Genomic DNA, 17,061 nt, shown 5'->3' with positions numbered 1-17,061 from the left:
CGGGGGTCAGCGGGTGCCGCGGGCGCGGGCGATCTCGATCACGGCGCGCTCCAGGGCGTACTCGGGATCGCGTCCGGCGCCCTTGATCAGCGCGTCGGTTTCGGCGACCACGCTCATGGCGCGGGTGATTCCGGCCGGGGACCAACCGCGTGCCTGCTGGCGGAGCGTGCGCATCTTCCACGGCGGCACCTTGGCCCGCTTGGCCAGCTCCGCCTCACTCGTGCCCCGTTGCGGCTGGGCGGCTACGGCGATACCGCGCACCGCACCCGCCAGGGCGCTGTTGATCAGTACCGGGGCGGTGCCCACGGCCAGCGACCAGCGCAGCTGCTCCAGCGCCTCCGGCAGGCGGCCCTCGACGGCGCGGTCCGCGACCGAGAACCCGGACGCCTCGGCCCTTCCGGAGTGGTAGCGGGCCACTGCGGCGGCGTCCACCCGGCCCTGGGCGTCGGCGACGAGCTGCGTGCACGCGGCGGCGATCTCCCGGAGTTCGGTTCCCACCGCGTCGACCAGAGCCTGCGCCGCGTCCGGCGTGATCTGTCGCCCGGCGGCGGAGAACTCGCCCTTGACGAACGCCACCCGCTCCGAGCCCTTGGTCGGCCCCTTGCAGTCGACCCGTTGGGCGCCCGCCTTCACCGCGGCCTGGAGCAAGGCCTTGCCCTTGGCGCCCCCGGCGTGGGTGAGGACCAGGTGGACGTCGTCGGCCGGCGCCGTGAGGTAGTCGGAGACGGTCGCCGCCAGGTCCTTGGTCAGGTCGTGGGCGGAGCGCAGCACCACGACGCTGCGGTCGCCGAACAGGGAGGGCGAGGTGACCTCGACCAGCGTGGACGGGCCCACCTGGGCGGGCAGGAGGTCGTGGACGTCGACGTCGGGGTCGGTCGCGCGGACCGCGGCGACCGCTGCGGCCACGGCGCGGTCGACGAGGAGTTCCTCGGTGCCGACGATGACGGTGACAGGGGCGGGTGCAGGCATACTCCGAGGATGCCACGGTCCACCGACCGACCGGGCTCGGTCCACCGCCAGCGGCCCCCTTCGGTGCCCGCGCCGTGGACGGGCGGGGCACGCCGCACGGTCACCGGCCGGGGGCCGGGCCCCGCGCCACGACCCGGACGGGACCGGTCCCACCACCGTCGAGGACGGCGACGTCCCCGTCCCGGTCGGTGCGCAGGTTGATCCGCCCCAGCCGCTCCAGCAGGGCCCACGTGTACGGGGAGGGATGCCCGTAGGCGTTGTCCTCGCCCACCGACGTCACCGTGACCACAGGTTCGGTGGCCGCAAGGAAGTCCGGGTCCTGGGTGTTCGCGCCGTGGTGCGGCGCGGTGAGGACGGTCACCGGCAGCAGCCCGGCATCCGGCCCCGCGAGCATCCTTCTCTGGGCCTGCTCCTCGATGTCACCCGTCAGCAGCACCGACAGGGAGGCGCCGTCCGCACGCACCACCACGGATCCGTCGTTGACCGACCCGGCGTAGCCCGGCGGCGGCCACAGCACACGCAGGAGCCAGGGGCCGACCCGGAAGGACTGCCCGCGTCGGCCCGCCCACAGCTCCACCTCGTCCTCGGCGAGCGCGCGGCCCATCGCGGTGTCGCCGAAGCCGTGCGGGACCAGCGCCGCCCCGACCCGGCGGTGCCGCAGGACGCCCGGTGTCCCGTCCACGTGGTCGGCGTGGTCGTGGCTGAGCACCAGGAGCGGGACCTCCCGCACACCCAGTCGGGTCAGGCACGCGTCGATCACGGCCGGGTCCTCGCCGGTGTCGGCCACGATCGCCGACCCGGCGCCCGCCGACAGCACGAACCCGTCCCCCTGCCCCACGTCGCAGGCGACCAGGTCCCACCCCTGCGGCGGCCAGTCGCCGGGGACGCACCGCACCGCCAGGAACAGGAGCAGCACCGCGACGACGATCGCCGCCGCCACGCGCAGCAGCCACCCCCGCGCCGACACCAGGATGAGCAGGATCCCCGCCAGGACGAGTGCGCCCACCGCGTCCGAACGCCAGGGGAGCGCTCCGTGCGGCACCCCCGCCCCCGTCTCCGCCACCCACGCGATCCACGCCACACCCCACCCGGGCGGATGCGCGGCGACCGCAGCGGCAGTCGGCCAGAGCACGGACAGGGCCGCGAGCACGAACCCGGCGACCGTCACCGTGGCCACGACCGGGGCCGCCAGCACGTTGGCGGGAACGGCCACCCACGACACCTCCGCCGAGAGCAGCACCAGCACCGGAGCGACCGCGACCTGCGCCGCCACGGCGACCGCGACCGCGTCGGCCACCGGCTGGGGAAGCCACCGCGACCACATCCGGGTCCAGGACGGAACGAACGCCAGGATGCCCGCCGTGGCCAGCACGGACAGCGTGAATCCGTAGGAGACCGCGAGCCCGGGTGCCACGAACAGTACCCCGAGGACGGTGAGGCTCAGCGCCCCGAGGGCGGCGTGCGCACGGCCGGTGGCCAGCGCGAGGAGGGCGAGCGATCCCATGAACGCGGCCCGGACCACGCTGGGCTCCGGTCGGCACACCAGGACGAACAGCCAGATCATCACCGCGCCGCCCGCCACCGAGCACCACACGGGTGCCCGCAGCCACCGGGCCAGCCCCAGCACGAAACCGGTGAGCACCGCCAAATTGGATCCGGAGACGGTCAGCAGGTGAGCCATGCCGGTCGAACGGAAGTCCTCAGCGGTGTCCTCGCGCAGGAGCCGCACGTCCCCGACGACCAGTGCGGGAAGCAGCCCGCGCTCCGGCTGGGGGAGTGCGGAGGCAGCCTCGCGCAGCCCCGCTCGGACCCGGCCGGCCAGCGCCTGGAGGCCGCTCGGCCGCGTCACCGCCTCGGGGGGACCCCGCACCAGGACCAGCGCCGACGTGAGCGGATCGCCCTCGGAGGGGAGGAAGACGCCGCGGGCGCGGAACTCCTGGCCCGGCAGCAGGCCGTTCCACCGCGGACCCGAGGCAAGGACCACCACCTGCGCGCTCGACACGGTCCGCCGACCGTCGACGCGTACCCACGCAGTTCGGGCGACCATCACCCACTCCGCGCGCCCAGGCCGGGGAGCACCCGCCCGGGACCGCGGGTCCGTCCGCACGGTCGCCGCGAACTCCGCCTCCCTCTCCAGGGCTGCCACCCGTGAGGCCGCGCTGCCCGTCGCGCGGGCGACGTGGGCGCCGGTGACCGCCGCCACCGTCGCCGAGCAGGCCAGCGCGGCCACCAGAGTGAGGGCCACCGGCTCCGACCGCGGTCGCGCCCGCAGGTACACCCCGATCGCGGCGCCACCCGCGACCACCGAGCAGGCCCACGACAGCCGGGGCGGCGCCGCCAGCGCGCCCAGCGCCGTCAGCCACGCCATGACCGCCGGAAGGAGGAGTCGCACGTCGGGCGGTCGTCGCAGACCGAACGCGTCCGTTCCCAGCCATGTCGTCACCGCGCTCACCCCGCTGTCACGTGTGGCCGGAGGGTCTCCAGGGTCCGCTCGCCGATGCCGTTCACCTCGACCAGTTCGTCGACGCTGGCGAAGGGTCCGTTGGCCTCCCGGTGCGCGACGATCTCGGCGGCGATGACCTCGCCGATCCGGGGCAGACCGGTGAGCGTGGCGGCGTCGGCCCGGTTGACGTCCACCGGTGTCCCCTGGGCGGGTCCCATGCCCGCCGCCTGCGGCACGCCCACGAGCACCTGTTCGCCGTCGACCAGGGGACGGGCGAGGTTGAGGGTGTCGAGATCGGCCTCGGGCAGCGCACCGCCCGCCTCCTCCACGGCGTCCGCCACCCGGGAGCCCGGCGGCACGGTGTACAGCCCGGGTTCGGCGACCTCCCCGCCCACGTGGACTGTCAGGTCCTCCCCTGGTCGCGCGGCCTCGGGCGCTGCGCCACCCGGGTCGCCCGACTCGGCGGGTTCCCCCGGGCCGACGCTCCCGGCGGGCGACGCGGCGGCGACCGCCTCGGCGGTCACCGCCTCGGGCCGGTCACGCAGGAGCACCAGAGCCGATCCCACCGCGATCAGGCCCAGGACGAGGAGGGCGAGGACCGCGCGCCGCGACAGAGCGGCGTCGATCCGCCACCGCCGGGCGACCCGTTCCAGAACCGAGGCCGGCGGCTCGGGGAGGAACTCCTCGTACCCCGACGGTGGTCGTTCGATCCGCTCGCCGTGGACGTCGTCCGCGTGGGGCCGGGTCCTCCGGGGGTGCGCCGCCGGGGGCTCCTGCGGGTCCGCCGGGCGGCCGTGCCCGGTGTCCGTCGCACCGTCCGGCGGACGTCGGTCGCCGTGGACGTCGCCCGACTGGGGACGGTTCCTCCGGTCGGCCGTCACGGACCTGGTGCCCCGTGCCGTCTCCGGTGTTGCCGTGGCCCTCGCTCGCGGGAGCCGGACGTCGGGCGTGGTCGCGGGGCCCCGCTGAGGGGACCGCCCCTCCGCCGCCGGTTCCGGGGCCCGGGGAGCGGCCACGGCGTAGGGCGCGCTCGGGACCCCGGTCGGCGGCGCGGCCGTCGGTGGGCAGGGCCCGCCGCCGGGGTCGGCGGGGCCGAGGGAGAGCGCACGGAGTCGCTCGCGGGGATCGGGGGCGCGGGAGTCACGTCGGATGCGGCGCTGAAGGCTCATGCCCTCCACCGTAGGAAGGCGCCCACACGGTGTCAGCAGCCGATTCCAGGCTGTGGACAACGCGCGATCCCGCAGCGGCACGACGCAGGGCCCGGTCCGGCGAACTCGCCGGACCGGGCCCTGCGTCGTAATTCAGTCCTAGACGGACTGAAGCTGGTGCAGGCGCTTGGCGATCGCGCTCTTGCGGTTCGCGGCCTGGTTCTTGTGGATGACGCCCTTGCTGTGCGCCTTGTCCAGCGCACGCGCGGCGGCGCGCTGGGCGACGACGGCACGCTCGACGTTGCCGGCCTCGGCGGCCTCACGGAACCTGCGGATGGCCGTCTTCAGCGAAGAGCGCACCGCCTGGTTGCGGACACGAGCCTTCTCGTTCTGCCGAATGCGCTTCTTCTGCGACTTGATGTTCGCCATGCGAAAACGTGCTCCAGTTGATCTGATCATCGTGCCGGGCGAACCGGCGGCTCAGCTCGCGGGCAGCCGTACCGCGAGCGGCCAGCGCGGGCGCCGACACAGGGTGTGTGAGTCCTCAGGGCTCGAATTCGAACGCGGAGGTCCGAGACACGGACTTCCAGTATGCCGCACGCCCGAACCACTTCGCGCACCGCCCGACCGGTGCCCACGGCGAACGCCCTAGGTCAGCAGCCACCCCGAGGTGTAGACCGCCAGATCCTCCGCGTCGGCCTCGTCCGCCACGTACAGACCCACGCCCAGCGTCATCCCCTCCGGCGGCTCCACGCGCGTCATCCCCAGACGCACGCCGGTGAGCGCGGTCGCCACCGACTCGGTGTCCTCGACCGGCCCCCACTCCCCGCTGGTGTGGGTCGGCAGACCGAACCGCAGCGTCACCTCGTCCCGGCCGGTGAGCGCGGTCACCCCCTCGGTCACCTGCCGCACCATGAACCCCCCGTACAGGGACTCCATGGGCATGTCCGCGCCCACGCCCGGGAGGACCACCTCGTCCGCGTACTCGGTCACGCGGTCCACGTACCCCGCGGACCAGTACTTCTCCTCGCCGCCCGCCACGAACGACGGCACCCGGCCACCGGGCGCCAACTCGATGTGCTGAGCCTGCACCGAGAACACGGCGTCCTCGCCCAGTTCCTCGCGCACCATGCCCATCAGTTCCGGTACCGAGGGGTCGTTCACGGTGACCGGCCGGATCTCCAGGTGCAGCCCCGCGAACCCGTCGTCGGCGACCTCGGCGGCCCCGTTCGCCAACGCCGCCCGGGCCTGCTCGTCGAACCGGTCCCGAATCAGTGAGGATCCCTCGGTCACGTGTCTCAGCCACGCCAGCGCCCGCACGTCCGGGTACCGGTTCGCCAGCCACGAGAGCAGCTCACCGGTGTCCGGAACCCGTTCGACGGCCCCGTCGGCGTCGATCTCGCCCGCATGCACGTACACCGTGTCCACCCCGCCGGACGCCAGAACGCGTCGAGCGCCGCGGTGTCCTCCCAGGAGCCCACCCAGGCCGCGTCGGCGCCCTGTGACGCCGCCCACGGCGCCGGTTCACCCGTGAACTGGTACCCCAGAAGCCCCGCGGCCCCCACCAGCACCACCACGACGGCCGCCAGCCCGGCCAGCACGCGTGTCAGAAACCACCTCAACGGACCGTTCCTCCCCGCCGCTCGAACCGGCGCGCCCGCCGCGCCTCCCGACGGCCCGTTCCCAGTCCCAGGTCGCATAATCTGGACACCGGTCCCGAACCCGCGCCCCATACTGCCGTATGCGGCGCGACCGTCTCCGGAGAGGACGACCCCGTCCCCGTGGGATGATGGACGACGCCGTCGGCCCCAGCCGCGGCGGGGCGGAGCCCAGGGCCCGCCCGGGACCCGGACCCAACCTGTGAACGGAGCACGGTGGCACAGTCGAACTGGACCGATCCCGCGCTGATCCGCAACTTCTGCATCATCGCGCACATCGACCATGGCAAGTCGACGCTGGCCGACCGGATGCTCCAGATCACCGGCGTCGTCGAGGACCGCCAGATGCGCGCCCAGTACCTGGACCGCATGGACATCGAGCGCGAGCGCGGCATCACCATCAAGTCCCAGGCGGTGCGCATCCCGTTCACCGCGCTCGACGACAGGACCTACACGCTCGACCTCATCGACACCCCCGGCCACGTCGACTTCACCTACGAGGTGTCCCGCTCGCTGGCCGCGTGCGAGGGCGCCGTCCTGCTGGTGGACGCCGCCCAGGGCATCGAGGCGCAGACCCTCGCCAACCTGTACATGGCGCTGGAGAACGACATCACCATCATTCCGGTGCTCAACAAGATCGACCTTCCCGCCGCCCAGCCGGAGAAGTACGCCGAGGAGCTCGCCGGGATCATCGGCTGTGAGCCCTCCGACGTGCTCAAGGTCAGCGCCAAGACCGGTGAGGGCGTCGAGGAGCTGCTCAACGAGATCGTCAACCAGGTGCCGCCGCCCGTCGGCGAGGCCGACGCGCCCGCCCGCGCGATGATCTTCGACTCCGTCTACGACACCTACCGCGGTGTCGTCACCTACGTCCGCGTGATCGACGCAGGCTCAGCCCGCGCGAGCGCATCCAGATGATGTCGACCAAGGCCTCGCACGAGATCCTGGAGATCGGTGTCAGCTCGCCCGAGCCAAGGAAGTGCGACGGCCTGGGCGTGGGCGAGGTCGGCTACGTCATCACCGGCGTCAAGGACGTGCGCCAGTCCAAGGTCGGCGACACCATCACCTCCCTGACGCGCCCGCGACCGACATGCTCGCCGGGTACCAGGAACCCAAGCCGATGGTGTTCTCGGGCCTGTACCCGATCGACGGCACCGACTACCCGGTGCTGCGCGACGCCCTGGACAAGCTCCAGCTCAACGACGCTTCGCTGGTGTTCGAGCCGGAGACCTCCGCGGCGCTCGGCTTCGGTTTCCGCTGCGGCTTCCTCGGCCTGCTGCACCTGGAGATCACCCGCGCCCGCCTGGAGCGCGAGTTCAAACTCGACCTCATCTCCACCGCGCCCAACGTGGTCTACCGGGTGGAGATGGAGGACGGCACCGAGCACGTGGTGACCAACCCCAGCGAGTTCCCCAGCGGCAAGATCGCCAGGATCTTCGAACCCGTCGTCAAGGGGACCGTGCTGAGCCCCTCCGACTACATCGGCCAGATCATGGAGCTGTGCCAGGAGCGGCGCGGCGTCCTGCACGGCATGGACTACCTGTCCGAGGACCGTGTGGAGATGCGCTACACCCTCCCCATGGCGGAGATCTCTTCGACTTCTTCGACCACCTCAAGTCGCGCACCAAGGGCTACGCCTCGCTCGACTACGAGCCCACCGGCGAGCAGGAGGCCGACCTGGTCAAGGTGGACATCCTGCTCCAGGGCGAGGCCGTGGACGCCTTCTCGGCCATCGTGCACAAGGACAAGGCCTACACGTACGGCGTGGAGATGACCAAGAAGCTGCGCGAGCTCATCCCCCGGCAGCAGTTCGAGGTTCCCGTGCAGGCGGCCATCGGCCCGGGTCATCGCCCGGGAGAACATCCGCGCCATCCGCAAGGACGTGCTCGCCAAGTGCTACGGCGGTGACATCAGCCGCAAGCGCAAGCTGCTGGAGAGGCAGAAGGAGGGCAAGAAGCGCATGAAGATGGTCGGCCGCGTGGAGGTCCCCCAGGAGGCGTTCATCTCCGCGCTGTCCACCGACACCGGTGGCGAGGACAAGAAGAAGAAGTAGGTTCCCCGGACCGCGCGCCCGTCGGGGCGCGCGGGTCCGGTTCGCTCAGCCCTTGACCGCGCCGGAGGTCAGGCCCTCGGCGATGAACCGCTGGAGGAACCAGAACACCGCCAGCGTCGGCAGGGACAGCAGCACCGCGCCCACAGCGAACATCCCGAAGTTGGCGTTGCGCTGCGAGGCGACCAGTTGGTACAGCCCCAGCCCGAGCGTCTTGGCGTCGGTGTCGCGCAGGAACACGCTCGCCAGCAGGAACTCGTTGATGGTGGAGATGAACACCAGGAGCGCCACGATCGCCAGGACCGGCGTGACCAGCGGCAGCATGATCCGGAAGAACACCTGTGCGTGGGTGGCCCCGTCGATCTGCGCGGACTCGTCCAACTCCTTGGGAACGGTGTCGAAGAAGCCCTTCATCAGCCACGTGTTGATGCTCAGCGCGCCGCCGAGGTAGACCAGCAGCAGCCCCCAGCGGGTGTCGAACCCGATCTCCGGGTAGTACTCGCCGATCCCGGAGAACATCAGATAGAGCGCCACGATCGCCAGGAACTGCGGGAACATCTGGATCACCAGGAGCCCGACCAGCCCGACCCTGCGCCCCCGGAACCGCATCCGGCTGAACGCGTACGCGGCCAGCGCCGAGAGCAGCACCGTGACGGCCGCGTTGACGAGCGCGAAGAACAGCGAGTTGGCGTACCAGGTGGTGAACGGTGTGTTCCGGAACAGGTCGTGCGCGTTGGCCAGGCTCGCGCCAGTCGGCCACAACTCCGCGCTGCTCAGCGTGCCCAGCGGGTTGAGCGCGGCCGAGAGGACGAACAGCACGGGGAAGAGGGCGAAGGCCGCGACCAGCCACATGACCGCGTGCCGCCAGCCCAGGCGTGCCGCCCACGGTCCGAACCTGGCCGCCGCGCCGCGTTCGCGGCGCAGCCGTGCGGCCCCTGCGGTCCGCGCCGTCATCGATCCACCTCCTTGAGCGCCCTGCTCCGCCACAGGCTCACCACGGAGATCACCGAGACGATGACGAAGATCATCACCGACAGCGCGGCGGCGTACCCGTACTGGGCGGTGGCCTCGTTGAAGGCGAGCCGGTACGTGTAGGTGATGAGCAGGTCCGTCGCCCCGGCCGTGGAGTTGTCCGAGAAGAGCGGGCCGCCGCGGGTGAGCAGCCACACGGCGTTGAAGTTGTTGAAGTTGAAGGCGAACACGGCGACCAGGATCGGTGTCATCGCCACCATGAGCAGGGGCAGCGTCACGTGCCGGAAGGCCTGCCAGGCGTTGGCGCCGTCGATCCGCGCCGCCTGCTCCAGTCGCGCGGGATGGCCTGGAGCGCACCCGTGCTCACGAGGAACATGTACGGGTACCCGAGCCACACGTTGGCGAGGATGACCGCCGCGCGGGCGCTCCACGCGTTGCCGAACCAGTCCACCTGGAGCCCGAGCATCCGGTTGAACAGCCCGAAGTCGGTGTTGAACATGTCCCGCCACAGCAGGTACATGGCCAGCGAACTCATGGCGTAGGGCAGGACGACCAGGATGCGGTACGCCGTCCTGCCGCGCATGCGGGGCACGTGCAGGGTCAGCGCCACGGCCAGACCGACCACGAACACCAGGCCGGTCACGGCCACGGCGAAGGCGATGTTCCACACCAGGATGCCGAAGAAGGACGAGGCGAAGGTCGGGTCGAGCAGGAACCGGGCGAAGTTGCCCAGGCCCACGTTCACCCGCCAGCCCTGCGGCAGGCGGTCGCCGTCCTCGGAGACGAAGGCGCCGTGCTCGTCGTCGGCGACGTAGACGGTTCCCGACTCGCCGTCCGTGACGCAGTCGCATCCGGCGTCGTAGGAGCGGACCGCCGTCCCCGCGTAGGCGGTGGACAGACCGCTGGAGCGGATGCCGGCGCCGTTCCCCGTGGGAACGGCGAACTCCTCCAGTTCGGCGCTGCGGGCGTTGACCCGTGCGGGGGACAGGATCGTGTATCCGAAGGCCTCGGTGACCTTGCCCGCGGCGTCGACGGTGGCGGCGCCGAGGTCGCGGAGCCCGTCTGTGTCGCCGACGAAGGCCTCGCCCTCACCGTCGGTGAGGAGGAAGACCAGCTCACCCGTGTCCGGCTCACCGGCGGTCGCGACGGTGAGCACGTACTCCTCGGAGTGGGGAGCCCGTGTCACGGACAGGGACTCGATGGCGTTGATCGCCTGCTGTTTGTCCCCGCGGTGCCCGTCGCTCATGTTGGTGACCGACGTGCTCATCGTGTACAGGACCGGCAGGATCTGGAAGGCCAGCAGGAACAGGACGCCGGGCACCAGGTACTTGGCCGGGACGGTGCGCCGGGACAGGTAGACGTGGTAGACGAGCGCCACCACGGCGACGACCAGCCCGAGGCCGAGCCAGTTGTCCGCGAGGTAGAGGGGCAGGACGGCCCACACGCCGAGCGCGGTGAACAGGCCCAGGAGACCGATCTTGACGATCCGACCCGCCAGCGACCCCTCGTGGGCCCAGCGCCCGCCCGGCAGCGGTGGACGGGCGGGCGCCCCGTTCGCGGGGGCGCTCGCCGTGGCGGATGCGGGAACCGGCACGCCTACTCGCCGATCTGCTCGGAGATGGTCCGCGCCGCGGCCTCCATGGCCGCGCGCACGTCGCCACCGCCGATGATCTCGGCCTGGGCGACGCCGAGGGGCTGCCAGGTCTCGCCCATCTCCGGGATGGACGGCATCGGCACGCCCTCGGCGCCCGCCTCGGCGATCGCGGCGACGTTGGGGTCGTCGGCCGAGACGCTGCGCAGGGCGTCGGCCTGGACGGGGACGCGCGGGTCGGCGTCGTACAGACCCAGGACGAACGCGGTGTCGGTGACGAGGATGGTCGCGAACTCCTCGGCGAGCGCGGAGTTGGCGCTGCCCTCGGTCACGAAGAAGGACTGGTAGCCGATGTAGGGGCGAGCCGGGCCGGCGCCTCGAACCCGGGAACGGGGCTGATCGCGTAGTCGACACCCGACTCGTCGCGTCGGCGAGGTTCCAGGGGCCGGCGACGAAGAAGGCGGTCTCCTCGTCGAAGAACAGCGCCGCGTCGTTCTGGGTGGTGATGGAGCGGCGGAGCACGCCCGCGCCGTCCTCGCCGTACTCGGCGATCCGCTCCATCGCCTCGATCGACGCGTCGGCGCCCACCCCGAGGTCCGAGGGGTCCCAGGCGCCGGTGCCGTCCTGGCCGAACAGGTAGCCCCCGGCCGAGGTGAACAGGGTGTTCATCCGGTAGGGGTCGCCCTCCTGGCCGACCGCCATGGACAGCACCTCGCCGACCTCGCCGTCGTCCTGGAGCCGGGTCCCGGCCTCCACCAGCTCCTCGAAGGTCGCGGGGGCCTCGGGGGCCAGCGCGGTGTTGCGCAGGAGGAAGAGGTTCTCCTGCGCGTAGGGGACTCCGAAGAGTCGGCCGTCGAAGGTCATGGCCTCCAGCGCGGTTCCGTCGAGCAGCGCCGCCCGGTCCTCGGGTAGCTCGACCGGCTGGACGGCTCCGTTGCGCACCAGGTTTCCGGTCCAGTCGTGGGCGCCGATGAAGACGTCCGGGGCGTTGCCCGCCTGGTGGGCGTTGAGCACGTCTCCCTGCATGTCCTCGAAAGCCACGCTGTCCACGCTGACGTTGATTCCGTTGGCCTCGGAGAACTGCCCGGCGGCGGCCTGGACGGCGTCGGCGCGCTCGGGGTCGGTCCAGACGACGAGCTCGCCGCCCCCGGACGCCTCGCCCGCGTCGCCCTCGTCGCCGCCGCAGGCGGTCGCCATCAGGGCGATCGCTGCGATACCGGCGAACGCTGGTGCGCTGCGCAATCTCATGGTGTCTTCCCTCCGGGAGGCGGTGCTGATGGGGGTGCGCACGCGAGGGGCCGGTGGTCGGGCCGTCACGGACCTGCGCTGTGGTGTGACATTAGCAATGCCTTGCAAGATTTGAAAGGTTTTGCAGGAGTTGGGGATAAAGATGCGGAAACGTCCGGGAAACGGTCCGGTGATGGCGGGCCGAGAGCCACCGGTCCGTTCCCTTGCGCCGCCGTCGCGGGCGGTTGCGGCGGGCGACGGGCGGGCCGCCGCCCACCCGTCACCCGCGGAGCCCGGGGACGAGGGCGGGTGACGGATGGGCGGAACGGGGTCGGCGCGGTTCAGCGCCGCAGCCACACCGCCGTGTCACCGGGCAGGATCAGACGGCCCTCCGAGGGCGGCTCCACCGGGCCGCTGGCGACGAGCACCTCGCCCGCCGCGGCGACCTCGGCCGGCGCGTCGCCGAAGTTGACCGCGCAGCGCACGCCCGGCTCGCGCTCGAAGCACAACACCCCCTCCGGGGCGTCCGCCCAGGTCATGGTCCCGTCACCGAGTGCGTCCAGCTCGCGCCGCAGCCGCAGCGCACGCCGGTACAGCTCCAGCGTCGACCCCTCGACCCCGCGCTGGGCGGAACGCGCCAGCGCGCCCCACCCCTCCGGCATCGGCAGCCAGGGCACACTGCCCTCGGGGCCGAAGCCGTACGGGGCGGGGCCCTCCTCCCAGGGCAACGGCACACGGCAGCCGTCGCGCCCGCGCTCGGTGCGGCCCGACCGCTCCCACGTCGGATCCTGGAGCGCCTCCTCGGGCAGGTCGGTGACCTCGGGCAGGCCCAACTCCTCGCCCTGGTACAGGTAGACGGACCCGGGCAGCGCCAGCATGAGCAGCGTCGCCGCGCGCGCCCGGCGCAGGCCCTGCTCGCCGCCTCCGAACCGCGTGACGTGGCGCGTCACGTCGTGGTTGGACAGCACCCACGTGGTGGTGGCGCCCACGGAGCCGTTGGCGGCCAGGGAGCGCTCGATGACCTGGCGCAGACGTCCGGCGTCCCACGGCGCGGTCAGGTACTCGAAGTTGAACGCCTGGTGCAGCTCGTCGGGACGCAGGTAGCGCGCCACCCGGTCGGCGTCCTCCACCCACGCCTCGGCCACCAGGCGCGGTCGCCCGGGTACTCGGCCGCGATGGCGGCCCAGCGCCGGTAGATCCCGTGCACGCCGTCCTGGTCGAAGTAGGGCAGGGTCGTGCTGCCGTCGAGCAGGTCGGCCCTGGCGTCGTCGGCGATGTCGGGCAGGTCCGGGTCCTTGACCATCCCGTGCGCGACGTCGATCCGGAACCCGTCCACCCCGCGGTCCAGCCAGAACCGGAGCACGTCGTCGAACTCCGCGTGGACCTGCGGGTTGGTCCAGTCGAAGTCGGGCTGCTCGGGGTCGAACAGGTGCAGGTACCACTGCTCTGGTGTGCCGTCGGGCCGCTTGAGGCGGGTCCAGGCCGGGCCGCCGAAGATCGACTTCCAGTTGTTGGGCGGCTGCTCCCCGTCCGGTCCCCTGCCGTCGCGGAACAGGTAGCGGGCCCGCTCGGGGCCGCCGGGCTCGGCGGCCACGGCCTCGCGGAACCAGCGGTGCGCCGACGAGGAGTGGTTGGGCACGACATCGATGATCACGCGCACGCCGAGGTCGTGGGCGGCGAGGAGAAGGGCGTCGAAGTCCTTCAGGGTGCCGAACCTGGGGTCGACGTCGCGGTAGTCGGCGACGTCGTACCCGCCGTCGGCGAGCGGGGACACGTAGAAGGGCGTCAGCCAGAGGGCGTCGACACCGAGCTCGACGAGGTGGGGGAGGCGTTCACGGATCCCGGCCAGGTCGCCTTCCCCGTCGCCGTTGGAGTCGGCGAAGCTGCGCACGTAGATCTGGTAGATGGCGGCGTCGCGCCACCAGTGTGCCTGGAGCAAAACGGGGATCCTTCCCTGTGGACTTCTGCAACTTCTTGCGCAAGATTACCGCCTACTTGCGGTCATGTGACGGTGATCTCGACTAGAGTTGTCCGCATGGGTCCACGACTTGCCGACATCGCGCGGCACGCAGGTGTCAGCGAAGCGACCGTCTCGCGAGTGCTCAACGACAAGCCCGGTGTCGGAAGTGACACGCGCAAGGCCGTCCTGACGGCGCTGGACGTCCTCGGCTACGAGCGGCCCGCCCGGTTGCGCCAGCGCTCGGCGGGACTCGTCGGGATGGTCATCCCCGAACTGGAGAACCCGGTCTTCCCGATGTTCGCCCAGGCCGCGGAGGGCGCCCTCGCCCAGCGCGGCTACACCCCGGTCCTGTGCACCCAGACCCCCGGCGGGATAACGGAGGACGAGTACGTCGAACTCCTGCTGGAGCGCAACGTCTCCGGCATCCTCTTCGTCTCCGGGCGCCACGCCGACACCTCCGCCTCCCACGAGCGCTACCAGGCGCTCGTGTCGCGCCGCCTGCCCATCGTGCTCGTCAACGGGTTCGCCGACGCCATCCCCGCGGCCTTCATCTCCTGCGACGACCGGGAGGCCGGACGCCTGGCCGTCAACCACCTGGTCGCCCTGGGCCACACACGGATCGGCTTCACCAGCGGCCCCGAGCGCTACGTCCCCGTCCGCCGCAAACTCGACGGCTACCACCAGACGCTGGCCCAGCACGGGTTGGACGGCGAGGACCTCGTGGAACTGTCCCTGTTCGGGGTCGAGGGCGGCCACGCCGCCGCCGCCCGCCTCATCGAGCGCGGCGTCACGGCCATGGTCTGCGGCTCCGACATGATGGCCCTGGGCGCCATCCGCGCCGCCCGCCAGCGGGGACTGCGCGTCCCCGAGGACTTCTCGGTGGTCGGCTTCGACGACTCCCAGCTCATCGCGTTCACCGACCCGCCGCTGACCACGGTCCGCCAGCCGGTCAACGCGATGGCGCTCGCCGCCGTCCGCGCCCTGTGCGACGAGATCGCCGGACACCACGTCTCCCACACCGAGTACCTGTTCGACCCCGAGCTGATCGTGCGCGGTTCCACCGCCGTGGCCCCGCTCCGCGCCGCCGCTCCGGTCCAGCCGCGGATCGCCGAGTCCGCCAACGCCGGCGGCGCCGTGGAGTCCGCCAGCGCGTAGGTGGGGACCGCGAGGTCGGCCCCTCCGCCACGCCGACCCGGGCACGCCGCCGGGTCGGCGACACTGGGGACATGCCTTCCGTTGCCCTCGACGGCGAACCCGTCCCGAGGAGCGGGGAACTTCCCGCGTCCTCCCTCGCCGAACTCGGCGACCGCCCGCTCGGGTTCTACGTCCATGTGCCGTTCTGCGTCACGCGCTGCGGCTACTGCGACTTCAACACCTACACCGCGGACGAGCTGGTCTCGCGGGACGGGACGGCCACCGCCTCCCGCGAGACCTACGCCGACCAGGCGATCGCCGAGGTCGAGCTGGCCGACCGGGTCCTGCGCGGCGACCGTCCCGCGGTGAGCACGGTGTTCTTCGGCGGTGGAACCCCCACGGTCCTGGCCGCCGAGGATCTGGGCCGGATCGTCGCCGCGATCCGCGACCGCTTCGGGTTGGCCGCCGGCGCCGAGCTGACCGCGGAGGCCAACCCGGAGACCGTGGACCCCGACTACCTGGCGCGGCTGCGCGGGGCCGGGTTCACGCGTGTCTCCTTCGGCATGCAGAGCGCCCGACCGCACGTGCTGCGCGTCCTGGAGCGCGGGCACACCCCGGGACGTCCGGAGCGGTGCGTCAAGTGGGCACGCGAGGCCGGGTTCGAGCACGTCAACCTGGACCTGATCTACGGCGCCCCCGGCGAGGACGACGACGACTGGGCAGCTCCCTGGAGGCCGCGCTGTCCGCCGAACCCGACCACGTCTCCGCCTACTCGCTCATCGTGGAGGAGGGCACCCGCATGGCCGCGCGCGTTCGCAGGGGAGAACTCGCCGCTCCCGACGACGACGCCCTGGCCGACCGCTACCTCATGGCCGACGAAGCCCTCGCCAAGGCCGGGTTCACGCCCTATGAGGTGTCCAACTGGGCGCGCAGCCCGGAAAGCCGCAGCGAGCACAACCTCCTCTACTGGACCGGCGGCCACTGGTGGGGTGTCGGCCCGGGGGCGCACAGCCACGTGGGCGGCACCCGGTGGTGGAACGTCAAGCACCCCGCCGCCCACGCGGCGCGGCTGGCGGCGCGGTCGAGCCCGGGCCAGGCGCGCGAGGTGCTCACCGCGCGGGAGCGCCGGTTCGAGCGCGTCCTGCTGGAACTGCGGGTGGAACGGGGGTGCCCGCTCGACCTGTTGGAGCCGCGGGGCAGGCAGGCCGCGCGGCGCGCCGTGGCCGAGGGGCTGCTCGACCCCGCGGCCCACGACGCGGGTCGCGCCGTCCTGACCCGCAGGGGACGCCTGCTCGCCGACGCCGTGGTCCGCGACCTGACCTGATCCGCGCACCCGCGCGGAGGCGGCCCCGCACGGGACCGGGGCTACTTCACCCAGGTGACGTTGAACGGGTAGCGGTACCACTCGCCCCGGTTGGCGGCCAGGCCGCCGAGGATGCCGAAGACCAGGCAGACCACGGCCACGACGATCCACGTCAGCACGCCGATGATCACCAGCGTCAACACCCAGGACACCACGATCCCGATCGTGATGAGCAGCTGGAAGTTGAGCGCGTGCGCCGCCTGGTCGCGGACGAACGGCGACTCGTCCTTCTTGATCAGGTACACGATCAGAGGGACGAGCCAGCCGAACCCTGAGAAGAAGAATCCGACCAAACCGCCGCCCAGGTGGGCGATCAGGCCCATCTGCCGTTCGGCCTGGTTGGGCTGGCCGCTGGTGGCCGACGAGGGCTCGGCGCTGCCGGGCGTGGGTCCGCCCGGCTGGTAGCCGCCGTAGCCGCCCTGAGCCTGGCCGCCCGTCTCCTCCTGGCCCTGCTGTCGCCGCTCCCGGTCGTCGGGTTCCTCGGGAGGTGGTGTGTTCGGGTGCGACATGGCGGTGTCCCTTCGTGCTGACTCACTCAGGCACTCATGG

At 72.1% G+C, this 17,061-nt stretch carries 7 protein-coding genes and 6 pseudogenes; 3 read left to right on the top strand and 10 right to left on the bottom strand.

Annotation, left to right across the window (positions count from 1 at the left end; translation table 11 throughout):
- Nucleotides 1-6: 6 nt before the first annotated feature.
- The 5 genes and pseudogenes from holA to BJF83_RS14650 all read right to left on the bottom strand — a co-directional run bounded on the left by holA (nt 7) and on the right by BJF83_RS14650 (nt 6,182).
- A complete protein-coding gene (holA, locus tag BJF83_RS14670) occupies nt 7-969 on the bottom strand; it encodes a DNA polymerase III subunit delta (protein WP_075926726.1) in 963 nt (320 codons plus the stop codon).
- 100 nt (nt 970-1,069) lie between these two features.
- A complete protein-coding gene (locus BJF83_RS14665) occupies nt 1,070-3,412 on the bottom strand; it encodes a ComEC/Rec2 family competence protein (RefSeq protein ID WP_075926761.1) in 2,343 nt (780 codons plus the stop codon).
- Nucleotides 3,413-3,417: 5 nt separating this feature from the next.
- Entirely contained in the window at nt 3,418-4,581 is a 1,164-nt protein-coding gene (locus BJF83_RS26090; protein WP_083678537.1) for a ComEA family DNA-binding protein, read from the bottom strand.
- Nucleotides 4,582-4,719: 138 nt separating this feature from the next.
- A complete protein-coding gene (rpsT, locus tag BJF83_RS14655) occupies nt 4,720-4,989 on the bottom strand; it encodes a 30S ribosomal protein S20 (protein ID WP_075926725.1) in 270 nt (89 codons plus the stop codon).
- A gap of 219 nt (nt 4,990-5,208) precedes the next feature.
- Nucleotides 5,209-6,182 (bottom strand): annotated as a pseudogene (locus tag BJF83_RS14650) (hypothetical protein).
- Nucleotides 6,183-6,434: 252 nt separating this feature from the next.
- Between BJF83_RS14650 and lepA the strand changes: the two are divergent.
- Nucleotides 6,435-8,268 (top strand): annotated as a pseudogene (gene lepA / locus BJF83_RS14645) (translation elongation factor 4).
- Nucleotides 8,269-8,313: 45 nt separating this feature from the next.
- Here lepA and BJF83_RS14640 read toward each other — a convergent pair.
- The 4 genes and pseudogenes from BJF83_RS14640 to BJF83_RS14625 form a co-directional block, all read right to left on the bottom strand.
- The gene (locus BJF83_RS14640; RefSeq protein ID WP_075926724.1) at nt 8,314-9,219 is read right to left on the bottom strand and encodes a sugar ABC transporter permease; all 906 of its coding nucleotides are present in this window, start codon (nt 9,217-9,219) and stop codon (nt 8,314-8,316) included.
- Nucleotides 9,216-10,831 (bottom strand): annotated as a pseudogene (locus BJF83_RS14635) (ABC transporter permease subunit). Before BJF83_RS14635 ends, BJF83_RS14640 begins: the two are co-directional and overlap by 4 nt.
- A gap of 2 nt (nt 10,832-10,833) precedes the next feature.
- Nucleotides 10,834-12,076, bottom strand: a pseudogene (locus tag BJF83_RS14630) (extracellular solute-binding protein).
- Nucleotides 12,077-12,396: 320 nt separating this feature from the next.
- Nucleotides 12,397-13,994 (bottom strand): annotated as a pseudogene (locus BJF83_RS14625) (glycoside hydrolase family 13 protein).
- Nucleotides 13,995-14,090: 96 nt separating this feature from the next.
- Between BJF83_RS14625 and BJF83_RS14620 the strand changes: the two are divergent.
- The gene (locus BJF83_RS14620; protein WP_075926723.1) at nt 14,091-15,170 is read left to right on the top strand and encodes a LacI family DNA-binding transcriptional regulator; all 1,080 of its coding nucleotides are present in this window, start codon (nt 14,091-14,093) and stop codon (nt 15,168-15,170) included.
- Between the two features lie 71 nt (nt 15,171-15,241).
- A pseudogene (hemW, locus tag BJF83_RS14615) lies at nt 15,242-16,473 on the top strand (radical SAM family heme chaperone HemW).
- Between the two features lie 41 nt (nt 16,474-16,514).
- Here hemW and BJF83_RS29250 read toward each other — a convergent pair.
- On the bottom strand, nt 16,515-17,021 hold the full coding sequence (locus tag BJF83_RS29250) for a DUF4870 domain-containing protein (protein ID WP_075926722.1): 507 nt from the start codon (nt 17,019-17,021) through the stop codon (nt 16,515-16,517).
- Between the last annotated feature and the right edge of the window lie 40 nt (nt 17,022-17,061).

Source organism: Nocardiopsis sp. CNR-923, assembly GCF_001942255.1.
GTDB lineage: Bacteria > Actinomycetota > Actinomycetes > Streptosporangiales > Streptosporangiaceae > Nocardiopsis.
The sequence above is the reverse complement of the archived record's forward strand: the minus strand, read 5'-3'. Positions and strand labels throughout refer to the sequence as shown.